The sequence below is a fragment of the Rhizobium sp. 57MFTsu3.2 genome (assembly GCF_012932765.1).
Classification (GTDB): domain Bacteria; phylum Pseudomonadota; class Alphaproteobacteria; order Rhizobiales; family Rhizobiaceae; genus Rhizobium; species Rhizobium altiplani.
The window spans coordinates 13,463-31,470 of record NZ_JDWI01000020.1 but is presented as its reverse complement, the minus strand read 5'-3'; the positions used below and the strand labels follow the sequence as shown (position 1 = coordinate 31,470).

Genomic DNA, 18,008 nt, shown 5'->3' with positions numbered 1-18,008 from the left:
CCTGCCAGACAGCGGGCGAGGGCGCTTTTTTGTGGTCTGATGCGTCGTGACCCTTTGATGTGGCTAGCCTGAGCGAGCTCTGTTGGCCATCGGGCCCGCCAGACAACGCGCTAGCAGGAAGCAGAACCATATCGGCTCTTTCTGCCCTTGCCTCGCCGCGTTCCCTCGTGCTCCATGCGGACTTTCCGCTGCTCGAGTCCCGCGATGCTCAAAGATTTTTCCATCCAGGCCCTGTTCATGGGCATCCTCACCACCTTCGTGGGATTTGCCAGTTCGTTTGCCGTTGTCCTGCACGGCCTGCAGAGTGTCGGCGCGACGGATGCGCAGGCGGCGTCGGGTCTTATGGCGCTGTCGATCGCGCTGGGGCTCTGTGCGATCTTGCTCAGCAGCGTGACGCGGCTGCCCATCAGCATTGCTTGGTCGACGCCGGGTGGGGCGCTGCTTGCAAGTACCGGTGTGGTTGAGGGTGGGTTCAATGCGGCGGTCGGTGCGTTTCTGATTTGCGCGGTGCTGATCGTCATCGCCGGCCTGTTCAAGCCGCTCGGCCGGGCGGTGGCCGCCATTCCGGCGCCTCTGGCCAATGCAATGCTCGCTGGCGTTCTGATCGGCTTGTGTTTTGCCCCGGTTAGGGCGATCAGTTTCAATGCGTTGCTAGGCTTGCCGATAGCGCTGGCGTGGATTGTCGTCGGCGCGTTCAAGCGGCTCTGGGCAGTGCCTGCGGCGCTCGCAGCCTTTGTGCTGGTGGTTGCCTTTGGCGTGGACATTCCCGATGGAGCGCTCGGCTCGATCGAACAAGCGCTGCGGCCGCCCGTCGAGTTCGTTATGCCCGTCTTCAACCTGCCGGCTTTCATCTCCATCGCCCTGCCGCTTTTCATCGTCACCATGGCGTCGCAGAACATTCCCGGCATCGCCGTCTTGAAGGTGAGCGGCTACGCGCCGAAGCCCGGGCCGCTTTTTTCCGTGACCGGACTGTTCTCGATAGTCTCGGCGCCATTCGGCGGCCATGCGGTGAATCTCGCGGCGATTACCGCCGCGATGTGCGCCGGCCAGGACGCGCACCCCGATCCCGCGCGACGCTATTGGGCTGTCCTCGTCTCAGGCATCTCCTACGTTATTCTCGGCCTGCTGGCAGGCGCGGTGACGACGTTCGTTGCCTTGGCGCCGCCGATCCTGATCCAGGCAGTGGCCGGTCTCGCACTGGTCGGGGCGTTTTCCAGTTCCGCCATGTCGGCCTTCCAGGCACAGGACTCGCGGGAGGCGGCAGCCATCACGTTCCTGGTGACGGCATCGGGCGTTTCCTTCGGAGGAATCTCGGGCGCATTCTGGGGATTGCTCGCCGGAGGGCTGATGCTGGCCCTGTCACGTATCGTGCAAGCGGCGAAAAAATAGACGGAGGGATTGCCAGTTTTTTGTACCCCGGCTATAAGCGCGACCATGAAGAACACGGGCATCACGATTTCTGAGCAGGTTGCTCGCGGGCGCATCGCGCTCCGTGACAACACGCGTGCCCTTACCTCGCTTCTTCTCCTCGGCCTTACGCGCGGTTGCCGGGTCCGTTGAGGAGCGCCCGGCGGCCGAAAGCCCGCCCAGGCCATCGCTCCTCGTGACCAATCCCGAAAACTGATCAGCCGGATGCTTTCGCACCGGATTCGTCATCGCCAAGCCAGACCCAATACGCTACGACGCGGCTGGCCAGATGACGGGAAGAGGAAGAGAAGACATGGACACGAACACCCGCTCCCAAACCAAAGGCATGCCCGAGGCGGCGATCAAGTATCGCGCCTATCCGCAGGTAAATATCCCTGACCGTACGTGGCCGTCGAAGACGCTGACCAAGGCGCCGATCTGGTGTTCGGTCGATCTGCGCGACGGCAATCAGGCGCTGGTCGATCCGATGGGCCACGACCGCAAGGCCCGCATGTTCCAGCTGCTGCTCGACATGGGCTTCAAGGAAATCGAGATCGGTTTCCCGTCCGCGTCGCAGACCGACTTCGATTTCGCGCGCTGGTGCGTCGAGCAGGGCAATGTGCCCGACGACGTCTCGCTGCAGGTGCTGGTGCAGTGCCGTCCGGAGCTGATCACCCGCACCTTCGAGGCGCTTGAAGGCGCGAACCGCCCGATCGTTCACTTTTACAACTCCACCAGCGAATTGCAGCGTCGCGTGGTGTTCGGCAAGGACGTCCACGGCATCAAGCAAATCGCCGTCGATGCGGCAAAGATGATCTCCGACATGGCGGCGAAGGCCGGCGGCGGCTATCGTTTCGAATATTCGCCGGAGAGCTTCACCGGCACCGAGCTCGACGTGGCGCTGGACATCTGCAACGCCGTTATCGAGGTGATGAAGCCGACGCCCGATAACAAGCTGATCATCAACCTGCCGTCGACCGTCGAAATGGCGACGCCGAACGTCTATGCCGACCAGATCGAGTGGATGTGCCGCAATCTCGACAACCGCGAAAACCTGATCATTTCGCTGCATCCGCACAACGACCGCGGCACCGGCATCGCCGCCGCCGAACTGGCCCTGCTGGCGGGCGCCGACCGCGTTGAAGGCACGCTCTTCGGTAATGGCGAGCGCACCGGCAACGTCGACGTCGTCACCATGGCGCTGAACATGTTCACGCAGGGCGTCGACCCCGAGATCGACTGCTCTGATATCGTGCGGATGAAGGAAGTCTTCGAATATTCGAACCAGATGCCGATCGGCGAGCGCCACCCCTATGTCGGCGAACTGGTCTATACAGCCTTCTCCGGCTCGCACCAGGATGCGATCAACAAGGGCATGAAGGCGATCAAGGTCGCCAACCATCCAGTGTGGGAAGTGCCTTACCTGCCAATCGATCCGCGGGACGTCGGTCGCTCCTACGAGGCGATCATTCGCATCAACTCGCAGTCCGGCAAGGGTGGCATCGCCTATATCTTGCAGCAGGACTACGGGCTCAATCTGCCGCGTAACCTGCAGGTCGAATTCCGCGAAGACATTCAGCGGATCACCGATGAAGAAGGCAAGGAATTGCCGTCGAAGCGGATCTACGACCGTTTCGTCGAGCGCTACGTGACGCAGCCGCAAGGCCGCATCAAGTTTGTTGAGCACCACACCTATGCCGATCCCGAGCGCAAGGGGCAACGCATCGTTGCCGCCGAAATCACTGATAACGGCGAGACGAAGCATATCGAGGGCAGGGGCAACGGCCCGGTCGACGGCTTTATCAACGCGCTCTCGCACTATCTCGGCATCGAGATGTCGGTCGAGGATTATTCGGAGCATTCGCTGCAGCACGGTTCGAACGCTGCCGCGATCTCCTACGTCGAGACGTCCTATCCTGGCGGCAAGCTCTTTGGCGCCGGCATCAGCACGAACATTGTCGGGGCGTCGCTGGAGGCGATCGTCTCGGCTGCGAACCGCGTGCTTGAGGTGCGGGCCGGAAAGGCCTGACGAAATCAGCGCAGCGGAGTATTCTGCTGCGCACTTTATCCGGCTCAGGCAGCCAGCCGTGCCCGGTTGCGTGGCACGATATCGTTTGCCTCGTCCTGTGCTTCGGCATGTTTCTGACCCCATTTGCAGAGCGCCAGCAGAACCGGTTCCAACTCCAAACCCACCTCAGTTGCCGAATATTCGACGCGTGCAGGTACCTCTGCGAAGATCTGCCGGGTCACCAGACCATGCTTCTCCATCTCGCGCAGCTGCTGGATCAGCACCTTTTGGGTGATCTTTGGCAACATCCGCTTGAGCTCCGACAGGCGCTTCGGGCCATCGAAGACATAATAAAGGATGATAGGCTTCCAGCGTCCGGCTATCACCTTGAGCGCCCGCTCGACAGGCAATCTGGGCAGCTTCTTGATCGGAGCGGTCATGGTCACCTCCTGGTGGGTGTAGCACCAAATTCTCTGTATTTTGGCAGCGCAGCTTATTGCTAAGGCGCATCTCACGCCAATTCAAACGTGAGGTTTGCTATGAAAGCCATCCGCTACGACCATTTCGGTTCGCCCGAGGTCTTGACCTGTGTTGAGCTGCCGGTGCCCGAACTGCAGGCCGGCGAAGTGCTCGTTAGGGTTCACGCCGTAGGCGTCAATTTCTTTGAAGTCTTGATGCGCGCTGACCGCTACGCGGTGACGCCTCTATTGCCGATGCTGCCGGGCGTCGAAGTTGCCGGAGTGGTCGAGAAAGTGGGTGAAGGCGTCGACGGCACTCGGCTTGGGACGCGAGTTGCCGTGCCGCTCTTTGCCCTCGGTCACGGAGGCGGATACGCCGAATATGTGGCGGTCGACGCAGGATATGCCGTGCCTATACCCGATAGGCTCCCCTTTTCCGGCGCAACTGCCCTGGTGGTGCATTGACTGACAGCATTGCATATGGTCCAGCAAAGCTCGCTGATGGGCAAAACGGTCCTTGTTCATGCCGCGGCAGGTGGCGTGGGTTCCTTGCTGACCCAGCTTGCCAGGCGTCGTGGTGCTCGGCGCGTGATCGCGACGGCAGTGAGCGCAGCAAAGCGATCGCTGGCGCTGGAGATGGGGGCTAATCTGGCTATAGACTATAGCGCCCCCGGCTGGGAAACGTCTTTAGCTGGCCTCCGCCCGGACGTTGTTTACGACACGATTGGTGGCGACATGACGCGTGCGTCGCTCGCGGTTCTCGCGGATGGCGGCGAACTTGTCTTTGCGGCGCTCGGCCGGTTCGCAGCCACAGCCGAGGACATTACCCGCATGCTCGACAAGAACCAGTCGCTGAGAGGCCTTGCGCTTCTGCCGTTGCTGGGAGCAAGTCTTGTTCCCGATCTCCAGTCGCTCTTCGAACTGGCCGCTTCCGGGGAGCTGAGGCTCTTACCCGGGCGCCAGTTTCCGCTTCACGGCGCAGCGGAGGCGTATCGGGCGATCGAAAGCCGCATGGCAACGGGGAAGGTGGTCCTGATGTCCTAAAGCTTTTCAATTCAACCCTGAAAGGTTCAGATCGATGTAGCGACCTGCATGGCGAGCTGGCCAAGCGAGGCTTCCGACGACGGGCCAACGAGCACATAGGATGTGCCGGCATTGTGCCAGGAAACGACGCCGATCTCGTCCTTGATCGTTTCCTTGAAATCGTCTGCCTCGGAAGGCAGGTTGTCCTTGCGGAAGCAGATGGAAGCCAGGTCGCCATCGGAGCTGGTGTAGACGAGTTGGCCGACCGGCCTGCTGTCGCCGATGAAGACGCGGGCACCCTGGAAGGTCCAGCCCTGTTCCGACAGGTCAGGGACACGGAATGCAACGCCGACCGTTGAGGTCAGCCAGGTAGAAATTTCCTCTGCCTGGGTCGACGGAACCTCGAAAATATGACGGGGCTGGCGGGCGATAAGCCGCTGGTTGGCGATGACGTCGGTCAGCCACTGGTTGGAGTCAGGAATGGCTTCCATCGTTGTCGCGGCAGGCGATTGCATGGTGCTCATGCTGCCGGCGGCGAAGAAGCCGATGCCACAGCCGGCAATGAGGAGGACGATTGCAGCCGCAAGAGCCTGTGGGCCGATCGGCGCAAGTTTGAAGGAGGGCCGCGAAACGCGCGGTGCAACCGGAGCCTTTGGTGGCTGCGCGCTCTTGATCGACCGCACGAGGGCGAGTGGAACCGGCTCCCTGAGAACGTCGTCGAGGCGGTGCTTTCCGAAGTCGGCGCCGTGTCGCAGCTTGTCGTAGAGCCGCTTGGCACCCTCGTCGGTGGCCAGGCGCTGCTCAAGCTCATGCTTCTGTTCGGGCGTCGTCTCGCCATCCAGCAGGGCGGCTAGCTGAGCATCGAGCGGCAGTTTCTTGAAATCGAGCAATTCAGTACCTGTGAGGATAGTTGTCCGCGACACTGGCGAAATGCAGTCTCGCCGCGGCAAGCTGGGATACGACGATGTTGATGGTGACACCCATGATGTCGGCGGCCTGCTGATAGCTGTGCCCTTCGACAACAACCAGCAAAAAGGCGCTGGATGTGCCTTCCGGCATGTCGGCGATCATGCGGTGGATGACATCGGGATTGACAAGCGAGGTGCGATCGCGGTTCGCTTCCCGGATATCGGTGACATTGCCCCTGGGAGTGGGGTGCGGCTTCCGACGCCGATGCTCGTCCGTCCAATGTTGGCGGGCGAGGGCGTAGACCCAGCTTTCCAGGCGGCCTTCGCCATTCCATTGTCCGCTCTTGGCGATGGCGCGCTCACACGCCACTTGTGCGAGTTCGTCCGCACTCGCTGCGTCACCTGCAAGGGTCATCGCGAAACGCCGCAGCCGGGGCAGAAGGCCCACCAGGTCGCGTCTGATATCGATGGTCGTCACGGGTTGACGCATAGTCTTTCCAGGTAATGCTTGGGCGGTCGGCGAGAGCGCCCAGCAGCATATCGATTTATATTGCTTCTGTGTCCTTTATGAAACAAGTACCGGATGCTTCGCAAGCATCCGGCGGCCTATCCCACGGGTTCTCAAAGCTTTTCTTCATTAGGCTCGGCTCGGATCAACGTCAGTATGTACGATAACCATTCAGTGCCTGCAGCAGCGAGCGATAGGCCCAGGTCTGCTCGCCGCCCCGATCCCGGATCTCGACGAGCTGGACACGCGCTCCCTGCACGTCACCCTGTTCCACCAAAGCTTGTCCCATATATGACCGTGCCAGAATATAATTCTCGTCCGCCTGCAGCGCCTTGCGGTAATACGACATCCCCAGCTCCATTCTGCCCGCCTTGCGGTTGGCATAGCCGAGATAGTTCAGGATGCGCGGATCGTTCTGGTTCCTGGCAAGCTGAAGCACCGTCAGGGCGTTGTCGTATTGACCGGCATAGGCAAATTCGCGGGCAGCCTTGTAGAGTTCATCGTCGTTGAACGAATTCTTCTTCGGGACCACGCATTCCTTGCGCTTCGCATCCCAAACCTTGCCGCCGGCACATTTTGTCGTCGTTTCGGTCTTTGGCGGCGGCTTGGTTTCGTCGCTTTCGTCGCCGATGGCAAAGGCGGATGAGGAGACTGCGAGGGCAAGCGAGCCGGCCAAAGCCAGACTGCGAAGACTGATCGACGCCATGGGCATGCAATAACTCCGTGAATTGGTGCTGCCGAGGCGACAAGTTTACGTGGCAATCGCCAATTGCCAAGACCTCGGATGCTTTGCCAAATTCAAGATATCGTCATCTTGAATTCCTGAATCAGCTTGGCGAAGAAGATGAATCCAAAAACGGCGCTAAGCCTTGAAAATATCGACGCTTTCGCTGCACACGCCATCGCCCATGGAGTTGATGCTGAACCGTTCCCCGGTCAGCTCCCAAGCGCCCGGTGCGCCATCGATCGAGAAGAGGTTGTAGCCGGCACGGGGTTTCAGCCCGCCGGGCCCCTGCGATGCAGAGGCGATACCGACGACGGGAACCGGACCAGTCTGGCCGCGCAGCCAGTGCAGCGTGTTCAAATGGGTATGGCCGTGGAGCACCAGTTCTGCACCGCCGGTGGAGATCACGGCGCCGAAGCGGCGGATGCCGATCATCCGCTTGTGGAAGGAGGTCGCGCCGCGGATCGGCGGATGGTGGATCATCACGACGCGAAACAAGCCGGCCTCGCCAGCGGCACGCAGCATGTTCACCGTATCGCGGGCCTGGCGCTCGCCGAAGAAGCCGCTGGCCGCGAAAGGGGGCGTCGCGACCGCCGTCGAACAGCCGACGATCGCGACCTTGCCGCGAACGCGAAGATAGGGAAAGACGTGGCGATTTTCCTGCCATTCGGCTGGAGCGAGGTCACCGCGCACATTGTCGTACCATGCGCGCACCGACTTTTCGTAGGCGCCGGGCACGTAGGCATCGTGGTTTCCCGGCACGATTGAATTGTCTTCGGGATCACCGAGTTCTTTCAGCCAAGCGGCTGCGGCTCGGATCTCCAGTCCGCTTGCGAGGTTCACGAGATCGCCGGTAACCGCCAAATGATCGGCTTGCTTCGCGTGTATGTCATCGAGCAGCAGATCGAGCGTGCTACCGAAAAGGTGCTTGCTCCTGTTGCGATGCCAGTTCACAAAGCCGGTAATGCGTTTGGAAAAGAGCTCGCGGACCGAAAGGCGAGGAAGAGGGCCGAGATGGATATCGGAGATGTGTGCGAGCTTGAACATGCGACGACACATAGCCCAGTCAGTCTGCAATTCAAACACATCTGCTTGAACGGATTAGCGGAATTGGAAAAAGCGTGACCAGAACCATACGCCCCTGGCAATCGCGAGTGCTGATGCGCATCGTGCATATGTATTTCGCTGTTGCGCGCGGAATGACGATGGGCGTGCGGGCCGCCTGCTTCGATTCGGCGGGTCGTATCTTTCTCGTGCGGCACAGCTACCTGCCGGGCTGGCACATGCCTGGCGGCGGGCTGGAGCGCAATGAGACTGCCGAGGAAGCCTTGATCAAGGAGCTTCGCGAGGAAGGGAATTTGCGCATCCTCGGACGGCCGGAGCTCTTCCACATCTATTTCAATACGGCGGCCAGCCGCCGCGATCATGTCCTTTTCTATAAGACGCAGGTTGAGCAGACGGCACCGCGCCCGCCAGACCGGGAAATCGTCGAGTGCGGCTTCTTCGCGATCGATGATCTGCCAGTGGGCACAACGGACGCAACGCGTCGTCGTCTGGCTGAACTCGCGGGCGAGCGGGAGCCCGCCCACGTGTGGTAGAGCGCAGGGCTAGGCCGCTGCCAGTAGGGCACGGCCATGCGGGCGATCGAGATCCAGTGCCGGGCCGACAGGCACGATGCCGGTCGGATTGATCGTCTTGTGGCTGCGGTAATAGTGGTCCTTGATGTGGCGGAAGTTGACCGTCTCCTTGACGCCCGGCGTCTGATAGAGATCGCGCAGATAGGCCGACAGATTGGGGTAGTCGTCGATGCGGCGAATGTTGCACTTGAAGTGGCCGACATAGACAGCATCGAAGCGCACCAAAGTCGTGAACAGCCGCCAATCGGCCTCGGTCAGTCGATCGCCGAAGAGATAACGACCCTTGCCGAGACGGTCTTCCAGCATGTCCAGCGTTTCGAAGAGCCTGACGACATTTTCGCCATAGGCTTCCTGTGTCGTGGCAAAGCCGGCCTTGTAGACGCCGTTGTTGACGGTGTCGTAGACGACAGCGTTGAGCTCATCGATATCGGCGTGCAGGTCGTTCGGGTAGAAATCGGCGGTCGAGCCCGTCAGATGATCGAAGGCGCTGTTGAACATCCGGATGATTTCGGAGGACTCGTTGTTGATGATCGTGTTGGTCTTCTTGTCCCACAAGACCGGAACGGTCACCCGGCCGGAATAGTGCGGGTCGGCCTTCATGTAGATTTCGTATAGCGTCTTGGCGTCGAAGAGATGGTCGCCGGTGGCGCCGTCGCCGATCTTGAATTCCCAGCCCTTCGAAAGCATCAGCGGATCGACGACCGAAACGCTGATGAGGTTTTCGAGCTTCTTCAGCTTGCGGAAGATCAGGGTCCGATGCGCCCACGGGCACGCCAGCGAGACATAAAGGTGGTAGCGGTCTGCCTCTGCCTTGAAACCACCCGTTCCGGACGGGCCAGCCGCTCCGTCCGCTGTAATCCAGTTCCGAAACTGCGAGGCGGTGCGCTTGAAGTGCCCCTTGGTTTCCTTCGTGTCGTACCAGACGTCATGCCAGACGCCATCAACCAGCATGCCCATATTGTGATCCTTCAAATTTTCCTTGGCTCGAACATATCCCACGTCCTGGCGATTTGCAGGGCGGTAAAGATTGAACACTGCGTCACGCCGCGCCGTCGCTTTCTAAATTTCCATTGGACGACTGAAATTTTTCCTGCTATCGGCGATTTCACATTTCTGGAAACCGATTTGATGTTTGCACCGAGAAACCTGCGACGACGCTGATGCTCCCGAACGCCTGACGGCGTGCTCGAGATCCATCAACTCTGTCTATCCGGTTTCCGTCTCATCATGCACAAGCACGATCTGGTCTACCTCACTGAGGATGCGTCGCACGACGCTGCTATCGAACACATCAACGAAGAAGCATTCGGCCCTGGCCGGCATACGCGTGCGGCCGCCCGGATCCGCGAGCAGGGGCCGCACGATCTCTCGCTCTCCTTCATTTGCGCCGATGATGGCGAGACCATTGCATCTGTGCGCATGACGGCTGTTCAGGCCGGCTCGGTGAATGGGCACCTGCTTGGGCCGCTTGCAGTACGGCCGTCGCACAAGGGTCGCGGCATCGGCCGGGAACTCGTCCGGATTGCCATCGACGCCGCGCGTCGCAAGGGATCGGAAGCGGTCATCCTCGTCGGCGATCCGCCTTACTACTGCCCCCTCGGCTTCGAGCGGGTGGCCCACAACGCGATCACGTTTCCCGGTCCCGTTGATCCGTCTCGCGTGCTGGTCGTGCCGCTTGTCGAGGATGCGCATAGCAGGCTGAAGGGAACTATCGGCTGGCGAAAATAGGTTGCATGCGGTATTGAGAGCCATAGGCCTGAGACACGCTTCGCGTGATTTTTCAGCGGCTTGAGAGGTAGCATGAGCAACGTTTCCATGGACGAGGCGCTGGATCGCGCCGGCACCGGGCCCTTCCAGTGGCGCCTGATCGGCATCTTCGGTCTTGTCTGGACAGCGGACGCGATGCAGGTCCTCGCCGTCGGCTTTACGGCAGCCTCGATCGCGGCCACCTTCGGGTTGACTGTTCCGCAAGCCCTGCAGACAGGTACGCTGTTCTTTCTCGGCATGCTCATCGGCGCTGTCGCCTTTGGGCGCCTGGCCGACAAGGTCGGGCGGCGTCGGGTCCTGATCACCACTGTTGCCTGCGATGCGCTTTTCGGCACCCTTTCCATCTTCGCTCCCAGCTTTGCCAGCCTGCTCGTGCTGCGTTTCCTGACAGGAGTGGCGGTCGGTGGCACGTTGCCTGTCGACTATGCGATGATGGCGGAGTTCCTGCCCGCCAAGAGCCGTGGCCGCTGGCTGGTGGCGTTGGAAGGCTTCTGGGCGGTCGGCACGCTGATCGTCGCACTGGCTGCCTGGGCTGCGAGCGTCGCCGGGGTAGCCGATACCTGGCGCTACATTTTCGCCGTCACCGCAGTTCCGGCGCTGCTGGGCCTGACACTGCGCTTCTTCGTTCCTGAATCGCCACTCTACCTGCTGCGGACCGGGCGGGCGGGCGAGGCCAAGGTGATCGTCAACCGAATGCTGGCGCTGCACCGGAAAGCACCACTGCTGCCCGAGGATCAAATCGTCGCGTCGTCGCAGGTGGCTGAGGGCATCTTCTCCGACGAGCTTCGTCGCCGAAGTGTACTGATCCTGACGATCTGGTTCCTGGTTTCCGTTTCCTACTACGGGGTCTTCACCTGGATGCCGGCGAAGCTGGCCAGCGATGGGTTCGGCTTCGTCCGCGGATACGGCTTTCTGGTCTTCGTCGCCCTGGCTCAGATCCCGGGCTATGTACTTGCCGCCTACGGGGTCGAGGCTTGGGGTCGCAGGCCGACCTTGATCGGTTTCTGCCTGCTGTCTGCGCTTGGTTGCCTGCTCTTCGTGGTTTCTCCTGACGACATGCTGATCGGCGCGTCGCTGCTGGTCATGAGTTTTGCGCTACTCGGGACGTGGGGCGCGCTCTATGCCTACACCCCGGAACTCTATCCCACCGCCTCACGGGCGACAGGCATGGGCGCTGCGGGGGCGATGGCCCGCCTTGGCGGACTGCTGGCTCCATCCCTGATGGCGTTCATCGTCACGGGTGGGTTCGGTCTGGCCATCGGCCTGTTTGCGGGCCTGCTGGTCGTGGCGGCCTTTGCGGCAACGGCGATCGATATTGAAACACGCCAGGCGGCGCTCAGCTAGAGCATCTTGCGCAGAAACGTGCGGGTACGGCCTTTCGGAAACTCTGGTAGTTCGCCGAATATCTCGTAGCCTTGCCGTTGATACGCTCGCAGGGCTAGCGGATTGAAGGTGTCGATCCAAGCCCCATGGCAGCCACGTGCCGCTGCTTCCTCTTCCGCCAAAGCAAGGATCTTGCCGGCCATGCCCTTGCCGCGTTCCTTGTCGGGAATGTACAGCAACTGCGTGAAGAGCCATCCCCAGGCGGTATAGCCGGACAGGCCACCGGTGACGTTCCCGTCGGTATCTCGAATGAGAACCGCGAGCGGTTGCCGTTCGGCTGGGCCGACGTCATGGACGTTGAAGGCTGATAGCGCGTCGCCGATCGTGCTGAGATCATCGGCGGCGGGCGAGCCGGTCACTTCAAACTCGGCCATGCCGCTAACGCCCTTCGCGCCACCACATGGCGCCAAAGGCAAGCAGCAGAATGCCGACACCGGCGAAACCGGCAAACAGCGGCAGGGTGTTGATGCCCCTCAGCACCGTTTCGTTGGTAAGGTGGATCTGCATGCGATCGTCGTCGGCAACGCGGATCTGGCCGCGAACCGGCAGGATCGGCGGGATGCTGATCGCGCCGCTGCTATCGGAAACGCGGGTGACGAGCCCCTTCGACTTGTCGGAAATCGGCTTCAACGCCTCGGTCGTCGAGATCATGGCCTTGAATTCAGGAGCATCGACTGCGCCGACATGCGCCAGCGTCGTCATGTCGCCGTTTCTGATCTCGAAAAGGCCGATCTCGTCCATCTTCTTCTCGGCCTTGAAGAGGCCCGGCTCGGCTTGCGTCAGGGGGAGAGTTTCCGTCCTTCCCGAGGGATATCGGACCGTTGCATTGCCCGGGTCGCCGCCAATGGTCTGACGCGTGATCTCCAGCGTGCGGCCGGATGCGCGTGCCGTCAGGGCCTCTTCCTCAAGGGCGGGCTCCTTCATCAGCCAGTGGGCGACGCGGCGATAGAGCGACACATGCGGGCCTCCGCCCTCGAAGCCGCGGGCCCAGAGCCAGCCCTGGTCGGAGAGCAGCATGGCGACACGCCCCTGTCCGGCGCGATTGAGAACGAGCAGCGGATGGTTGTCAGCGCCGACCATCACCGTCTGGCCCTGCGGCGGCTCCACATCGACGCTGCGGAACCAGCGGCCCCAATGCGGCGGTTCGTCAGCGGATCCATCGAGGCCGCGGGTAACGGGGTGTTTGCGGCCTTCCTCCGAAAGCCGGGGGTAAAAGGCTTTTTCGATCATCTGCCCGGTCGGTGCGGCCGGCAGCACCGACGATAGCGGCGTCAGGGCAATCGAATCCTGGCCGGCATGTTCTGGGCCGGCAGCGATCAACAGCGCGCCGCCATTTTCCACGTACTGGGCGATATAGTCGTAGTAGAGGATCGGCAGCACGCCGCGATGCTGATAGCGGTCGAAGATGATCAGGTCGAAGTCCTTGATCTTATCGACGAACAGCTCGCGGGTTGGGAAGGCGATCAGCGACAGTTCGTTGATCGGTGTGCCGTCCTGCTTTTCGGGCGGGCGCAGAATGGTAAAGTGGACGAGATCCACCGAGGCATCCGACTTCAAGAGATTGCGCCAGGCGCGCTCGCCGGCATGCGGCTCGCCGGAGACGAGCAGAACGCGCAGGTTTTCGCGAATGCCGTCGATCAGGTGGACCGCGCGGTTGTTGGCGTCGGTGACTTCGCCCGGAAGATCGGCGACCGAAAATTCGAGAACGTTGCTGCCGCCGCGCTCGACCTTGAACGAAAAGGGCGTGTCGCGGCCAGGCGTTGCCTGGAGCGTGGCGATCTCGTTGCCGTTGAGTTTCACCGTGACGCTTGCCGTGCCGCCGGGGCTCGGTCCGTCGTCGAAGACGCGCAGCATCAATTGCTGCTCCTCATTGACGATCCCGAAGCGCGGTGCCTTCACGACCTCGATGCGGCGGTCGAACTCGTTGGCCTTGCCCGTGATCAGGCCGTGGATCGGCGCGTCGAAGCCGAGCGCCTGATTGACGCCGGGAACGTCGTGGATTTCGCCGTCCGTCAGCATGATCGCGCCGCCGATGCGCGCGGGCGGCACGTCCGCGACAGCCGCCGAAAGCACATTGAACAGCCGGGTCGAGGGAGCATCGGAATCTTGCGGCTCCGTCGCGTCGACGTAGCGCGGCTCGACATTGGGGAAGCGCGAGAGGCGATCCTTCAACTGCGCCAGGGCATCGTCGGTCATCTTGATGCGATCAGGCGTTTGCTGGCTCTGGCTGCGGTCAACGATGACGGGCACGACGGTCGACAGTGGGTCGCGATCTTCCTGCAGCAAGAGAGGGTTGGCGAGGGCAGCCAGCAAGGCAAGGGCCGCGATCGAACGAATCCATGCGCCGCGCACGCCGCGCCAGATGCCAAAGGCAGCGGTTGCGAGAACAATAACCGCCAGACCCGCCAGGAGCGACCAAGGAATGAAGGGTGAAAAATCAACCGTCATATCACTGTCCCAACCGTTCCAGCAGGGCGGGGACGTGGACCTGATCGGTCTTGTAGTTGCCGGTTAGCATGTACATCATGATGTTGACGCCGCTGCGGTAGGCGTATTCGCGCTGTGTCTCGTCCGGGGGGACCGTCGGCAACAACGGTACCCCATTGTCATCGACGGCCCAGGCACCGGCAAAATCGTTGCCGGTGATGAGGATCGGGGAAACGCCGTCGGCCGTGGCCGCCGACTTGGCGTTTTCGGGACGACTTTCCTGGCGTGCTTCAATCCAGAGCGGGCTACCCGTGTAGCGGCCGGGGAAGCTTGAGAGCAGGTAGAACGATTTCGTCAGCACGTGGTCCGACGGCACCGGTTCCAGCGGCGGAATATCGAGATTGGCAAGGATTTGCTGCAAGCGCTCGCCGTTGGCGCTGACCGAGCCGCCATTGTTGTCGAGCGCGCTGAACTGATCGCGCGTATCGAAGAGCACGGTTCCGCCGGCGCGCATATAGGCATCGATCTTGTTGATTGCAGCTGCCGAGGGCATCGGCGCGGTGGCCGAGATCGGCCAATAGATGATCGGATAGAAGGTGAGCTCATCCTTGGTGAGATCCACGCCGACAGGCGGTGATGGCTCCAACGTGGTGCGGTATGTCAGGAATTCCGTCAAGCCCTCCAGCCCGCGTTCGGATATGTGGTCGACGTCCTGTTCGCCGGTGACGACATAGGCGAGGTGCGTATTGTCGAGCCGCTGGAAGATCTGATCGTCGCCGGGCTTGGAGTCGTCGGCATGCGATTGCCCCGGCTGCAGGAAGAAGGCCGCACTGACCGCCACAGCGACAAGCGCCGCTGTTCGCGCCGCCGGGCGCAGCCTCGAGAAAGCGCCGCTCATGAACATTACGATCAGGCTGTCGGCCAGCAGCAACAGGAAGGCGATCAGGAACAGCGCGGGCTTTGCCGACCAGGTTTCGCCGCCGATCAGCCCTTCGCGCACGACTGTGAGACCCGACGTATCAAGCGGCTTCAGTTCGGCATTCTTCGGCAGGATGTTCAGCGCGGTAAATCCTTCTTCGGAGCCGTAAAGGCCGGGCGGGTTGTCGAAGCTTGCGACCGGCGTGACCTTCGCGTTCGGGATCAGCGGACGCGCCGTGCCAGTTTCGGTCGTGAGTGCGCCTTTGGCGGTCAACAATCGGAAAGGCGGCAGCGCTTCGGCGGTCGATGCACCGCCGGCTTCAGCGGTAACGCCACCGGAACGCGACAACTGGACGAGGCGGCGCAGCATCTCGACAAAATTGCCCGAGATCGGCAGGTCAGACCACGTCGCTTCTGCGCTGACATGGAACAGGACGATCCTGCCTGCATTGATCGGCTTCGTCGTGACCAGCGGCGTGCCATCGGCGAGGCTCGCCCAGGTGCGCTCGGCAAGATCCGGCGTCGGCTCTGCGAGAACCTGCCGCTTGACGGTAACATCGGTCGGCTTCGGCATGCCGGCGAAGGGGCCGAAGGTTGGAAATTCGGCGAGGGGCTGCGGTTCGGCCCATGAGAGCGCGCCACCCAATGCACGCTCGCCCTGGCGCAACGTCACCGGCACCAGCGGATCGTCGGCGGGTGCGGCGGCAAGGCGCGGCCCGGCGAAGCGGACAAGTGTTCCGCCATTTGCGATCCAGCGCTGCAGCGGCTCGTAGGTTTCCTGGGGTAGGCGACCGATATCCGCCATGATGATGACAGATGGATTCTGCGACAGGAGATCCGGGATCGAGGTCGCGAGATCAGGCGTGTTCGGCTCGATCAAATCGGCATAAGGCTGCAAAGCGCGCTGGATGTAATAAAGCGGCGAAAGCAGCGGTTGGAAAGTGTCACCGACCTCACCTGATAGCAGAACCACGCGGCGACGCTTGAAACCGTCGTCGAGCAGATGCACGGCGCCAGCCGTCGCGTGGTTGTCGATGCTGACGCGCGCGAAATCGTTGCGCATCTCAAACGGTGCGGTGATTGATCCGGTCGCGACGCTCTGACCCGGCTGGAAGTCGATCGAGCCGGTCGCGATCGCGCGTCCCTGCGTGTCCTGCGCGGTGATCGGGCGCGAGGCGGCAGCGCCACTGTCGAGGCGCGTGGCGGTGACCGTCATCGCGTCGGCGGCATTGCTTGCGGACGTGATCGCAATCGTTTCGTTTGCGTCTCCTGAGATCAATCGCAATTGGGCAGGCGAGAGGTCGGAAAGCTGGCGGACGGTCGTGTCGTTCTCTCTTGCGGCGGCGCCATCCGTAAGGAAGGCGAGAGTGCCGGGATGGACGCCGTTCAGCGCGGCGCGGAGAGCCTCGAAAGCACGCTGGCGATCCGGCACAAGCGGCTTCGGTTCTGCGGCACGCAGCTTGTCGCGGGCGACGGCTGCCGTTCCGGGGACGGCATCGTTGGTCGGGTCGGCGGTGAAGGCGATCGCCACCGGAGTACCAGCGGATTCCGCGTCGTCGATCAGGGCGTCAGCGGTCTTCACGCGGCGATCCCAATCCGGCGAGGTGGCCCAGCCGTTGTCAACAAAGAGCACGAGCGGACCGCCGGAAGCGATTGAATTGGTGCGCGGATTGAAGACCGGATCGGCGATGGCCAGGATGACTGCGGTCGCAAGCAGCATGCGCAGCAGCGTCAGCCACCAGGGACTCTGGGCAGGGGTTTCTTCCCGCTTCAGGACCGTGGCGAGAATCTTCAGAGGTGGGAAGACTTCTGTCTTCGGGCGCGGCGGCGTCAGTCTGAGAAGCCACCAGATGATCGGCAAGGCCACAAGGGCGCCGAGGATTGCGGGATAGGCAAAAGCAAAGGGGAGAGCGTTCACGCGCGTTCTCCCTGCGTCATCCTTGCGGGCATGCCCGAAAGGTACATGTGGACGGCGACCAGCGCTTCAGAGGCTAGGTGGTCTGTGCGGTGGCTGACGAAGGTCCAGCCCATGTGGCGCAGCGCCTGGCCGAGATCGTCCCGGCGGTCGAGATAGGCGCGGGTATAGGCTTCGCGAACATGCTCGGCGCGGCCGGATGTCAGCTTCGACCCTGTCTCGGGGTCGGTGAATTCGGTGCGGCCATCATACGGGAAGAGCTCCTCGGCCGGATCGGCGATCTCGATCACGTGGCCGCGCAGACCGCGCCGCGCCAAGGGGGCGATGCGCGCCATCACTGCTCGCGCGTCATCGAGAAAATCGCCAATCAAGACGAGTTCGCTCCAGCCGCGGATCATCGCCGTATCGGGCAGCCCTCCGCTCAGCGGCGCGTGCATCAATGCCGTCGCAAGCCGTTCCGCGGCATTGCGTGCGGCAATCGGTTCCATGACGCCGGGACATCCGATGCGTTCGCCGGAACGCGCCAGGATTTCGGCAAGCGCCAGCATGATGACGAGCGCGCGGCCTTCCTTGGAGGCGTTTCCGAAGGTCGACTTGTACATCATCGAGGGAGACATGTCGGCCCAGAGCCAGATCGTATGGGCTGCTTCCCACTCGCGGTCGCGGATGTAGGTATGGTCGTCGCGCGCCGAACGGCGCCAATCGATGCGGGATAGACTTTCGCCCTCGGTATAGGGACGGAACTGCCAGAAATTCTCGCCGATGCCGCGCTTGCGGCGACCGTGCCAGCCGGCGATCACCGTGTTGGCGATCCGCTTGGCCTCGACCAGACAATCCGGCACAAGGCTCGCCCGCTGCCTTGCGCGAGCGAGGGCGTCATTGCCCGAGGTCGGATTGACGATCTGTCCGATGGGTGCCACGCAGA

At 62.0% G+C, this 18,008-nt stretch carries 15 protein-coding genes and 1 pseudogene; 6 read left to right on the top strand and 10 right to left on the bottom strand.

The genetic code is table 11. From position 1 onward, the window contains the following. Positions 1–204: 204 nt before the first annotated feature. A complete protein-coding gene (locus AF71_RS20060) occupies positions 205–1,389 on the top strand; it encodes a benzoate/H(+) symporter BenE family transporter (RefSeq protein WP_018857589.1) in 1,185 nt (394 codons plus the stop codon). 331 nt (positions 1,390–1,720) lie between these two features. Continuing rightward, positions 1,721–3,436 (top strand): 2-isopropylmalate synthase, encoded by a 1,716-nt coding sequence (gene leuA / locus AF71_RS20055; protein ID WP_169682762.1) that lies wholly within the window; start codon positions 1,721–1,723, stop codon positions 3,434–3,436. Positions 3,437–3,480: 44 nt separating this feature from the next. Here the strand turns inward: leuA and AF71_RS20050 are convergent, their stop codons facing one another. Further along, positions 3,481–3,855, bottom strand: a complete 375-nt coding sequence (locus tag AF71_RS20050; RefSeq protein WP_169682760.1) for a helix-turn-helix domain-containing protein — start codon at positions 3,853–3,855, stop codon at positions 3,481–3,483. Between the two features lie 99 nt (positions 3,856–3,954). Between AF71_RS20050 and AF71_RS20045 the strand changes: the two are divergent. Next, positions 3,955–4,917 (top strand): annotated as a pseudogene (locus tag AF71_RS20045) (zinc-binding dehydrogenase). Positions 4,918–4,943: 26 nt separating this feature from the next. On the opposite strand, the gene AF71_RS20040 reads toward AF71_RS20045, so the two are convergent. From AF71_RS20040 to AF71_RS20025, 4 genes are all read right to left on the bottom strand, one after another. Then, positions 4,944–5,786, bottom strand: a complete 843-nt coding sequence (locus AF71_RS20040) for an anti-sigma factor (RefSeq protein WP_169682808.1) — start codon at positions 5,784–5,786, stop codon at positions 4,944–4,946. 1 nt (position 5,787) lies between these two features. Continuing rightward, positions 5,788–6,294, bottom strand: coding sequence for an RNA polymerase sigma factor (locus AF71_RS20035; RefSeq protein WP_018857593.1), 507 nt, complete (start codon positions 6,292–6,294; stop codon positions 5,788–5,790). Between the two features lie 169 nt (positions 6,295–6,463). After that, positions 6,464–7,024, bottom strand: a complete 561-nt coding sequence (locus AF71_RS20030; RefSeq protein WP_169682758.1) for a hypothetical protein — start codon at positions 7,022–7,024, stop codon at positions 6,464–6,466. Between the two features lie 150 nt (positions 7,025–7,174). Beyond that, on the bottom strand, positions 7,175–8,113 hold the full coding sequence (locus tag AF71_RS20025) for a metallophosphoesterase (RefSeq protein WP_169682756.1): 939 nt from the start codon (positions 8,111–8,113) through the stop codon (positions 7,175–7,177). Positions 8,114–8,196: 83 nt separating this feature from the next. Between AF71_RS20025 and AF71_RS20020 the strand changes: the two genes are divergently transcribed. Further along, the gene (locus AF71_RS20020; RefSeq protein WP_051085592.1) at positions 8,197–8,634 is read left to right on the top strand and encodes an NUDIX domain-containing protein; all 438 of its coding nucleotides are present in this window, start codon (positions 8,197–8,199) and stop codon (positions 8,632–8,634) included. 9 nt (positions 8,635–8,643) lie between these two features. Here AF71_RS20020 and AF71_RS20015 read toward each other — a convergent pair whose 3' ends face one another. After that, positions 8,644–9,630, bottom strand: a complete 987-nt coding sequence (locus AF71_RS20015) for a glutathione S-transferase family protein (protein WP_026371828.1) — start codon at positions 9,628–9,630, stop codon at positions 8,644–8,646. A 270-nt stretch (positions 9,631–9,900) separates the two neighbouring features. Between AF71_RS20015 and AF71_RS20010 the strand changes: the two genes are divergently transcribed. Continuing rightward, positions 9,901–10,401, top strand: coding sequence for an N-acetyltransferase (locus AF71_RS20010; RefSeq protein WP_025660399.1), 501 nt, complete (start codon positions 9,901–9,903; stop codon positions 10,399–10,401). 72 nt (positions 10,402–10,473) lie between these two features. Then, complete coding sequence (locus AF71_RS20005) at positions 10,474–11,784, top strand: MFS transporter (RefSeq protein ID WP_169682754.1); 1,311 nt, start codon at positions 10,474–10,476, stop codon at positions 11,782–11,784. Here AF71_RS20005 and AF71_RS20000 read toward each other — a convergent pair. Genes AF71_RS20000 through AF71_RS19985 form a run of 4 tightly spaced genes read right to left on the bottom strand, consistent with a single transcriptional unit; the run spans position 11,781 to position 18,003 of the window. Next, entirely contained in the window at positions 11,781–12,197 is a 417-nt protein-coding gene (locus tag AF71_RS20000; protein WP_018857600.1) for a GNAT family N-acetyltransferase, read from the bottom strand. The genes AF71_RS20005 and AF71_RS20000 overlap by 4 nt on opposite strands. Positions 12,198–12,201: 4 nt before the next feature. Further along, a complete protein-coding gene (locus AF71_RS19995) occupies positions 12,202–14,271 on the bottom strand; it encodes a hypothetical protein (protein ID WP_169682751.1) in 2,070 nt (689 codons plus the stop codon). A gap of 1 nt (position 14,272) precedes the next feature. Beyond that, positions 14,273–17,086, bottom strand: coding sequence for a DUF4159 domain-containing protein (locus tag AF71_RS19990; protein ID WP_018857602.1), 2,814 nt, complete (start codon positions 17,084–17,086; stop codon positions 14,273–14,275). After that, positions 17,083–18,003: a DUF58 domain-containing protein gene (locus AF71_RS19985; RefSeq protein WP_018857603.1), complete on the bottom strand. Its 921-nt coding sequence runs from the start codon at positions 18,001–18,003 to the stop codon at positions 17,083–17,085. The genes AF71_RS19990 and AF71_RS19985 overlap by 4 nt, the downstream gene beginning before the upstream one ends. Positions 18,004–18,008 lie beyond the last annotated feature (5 nt).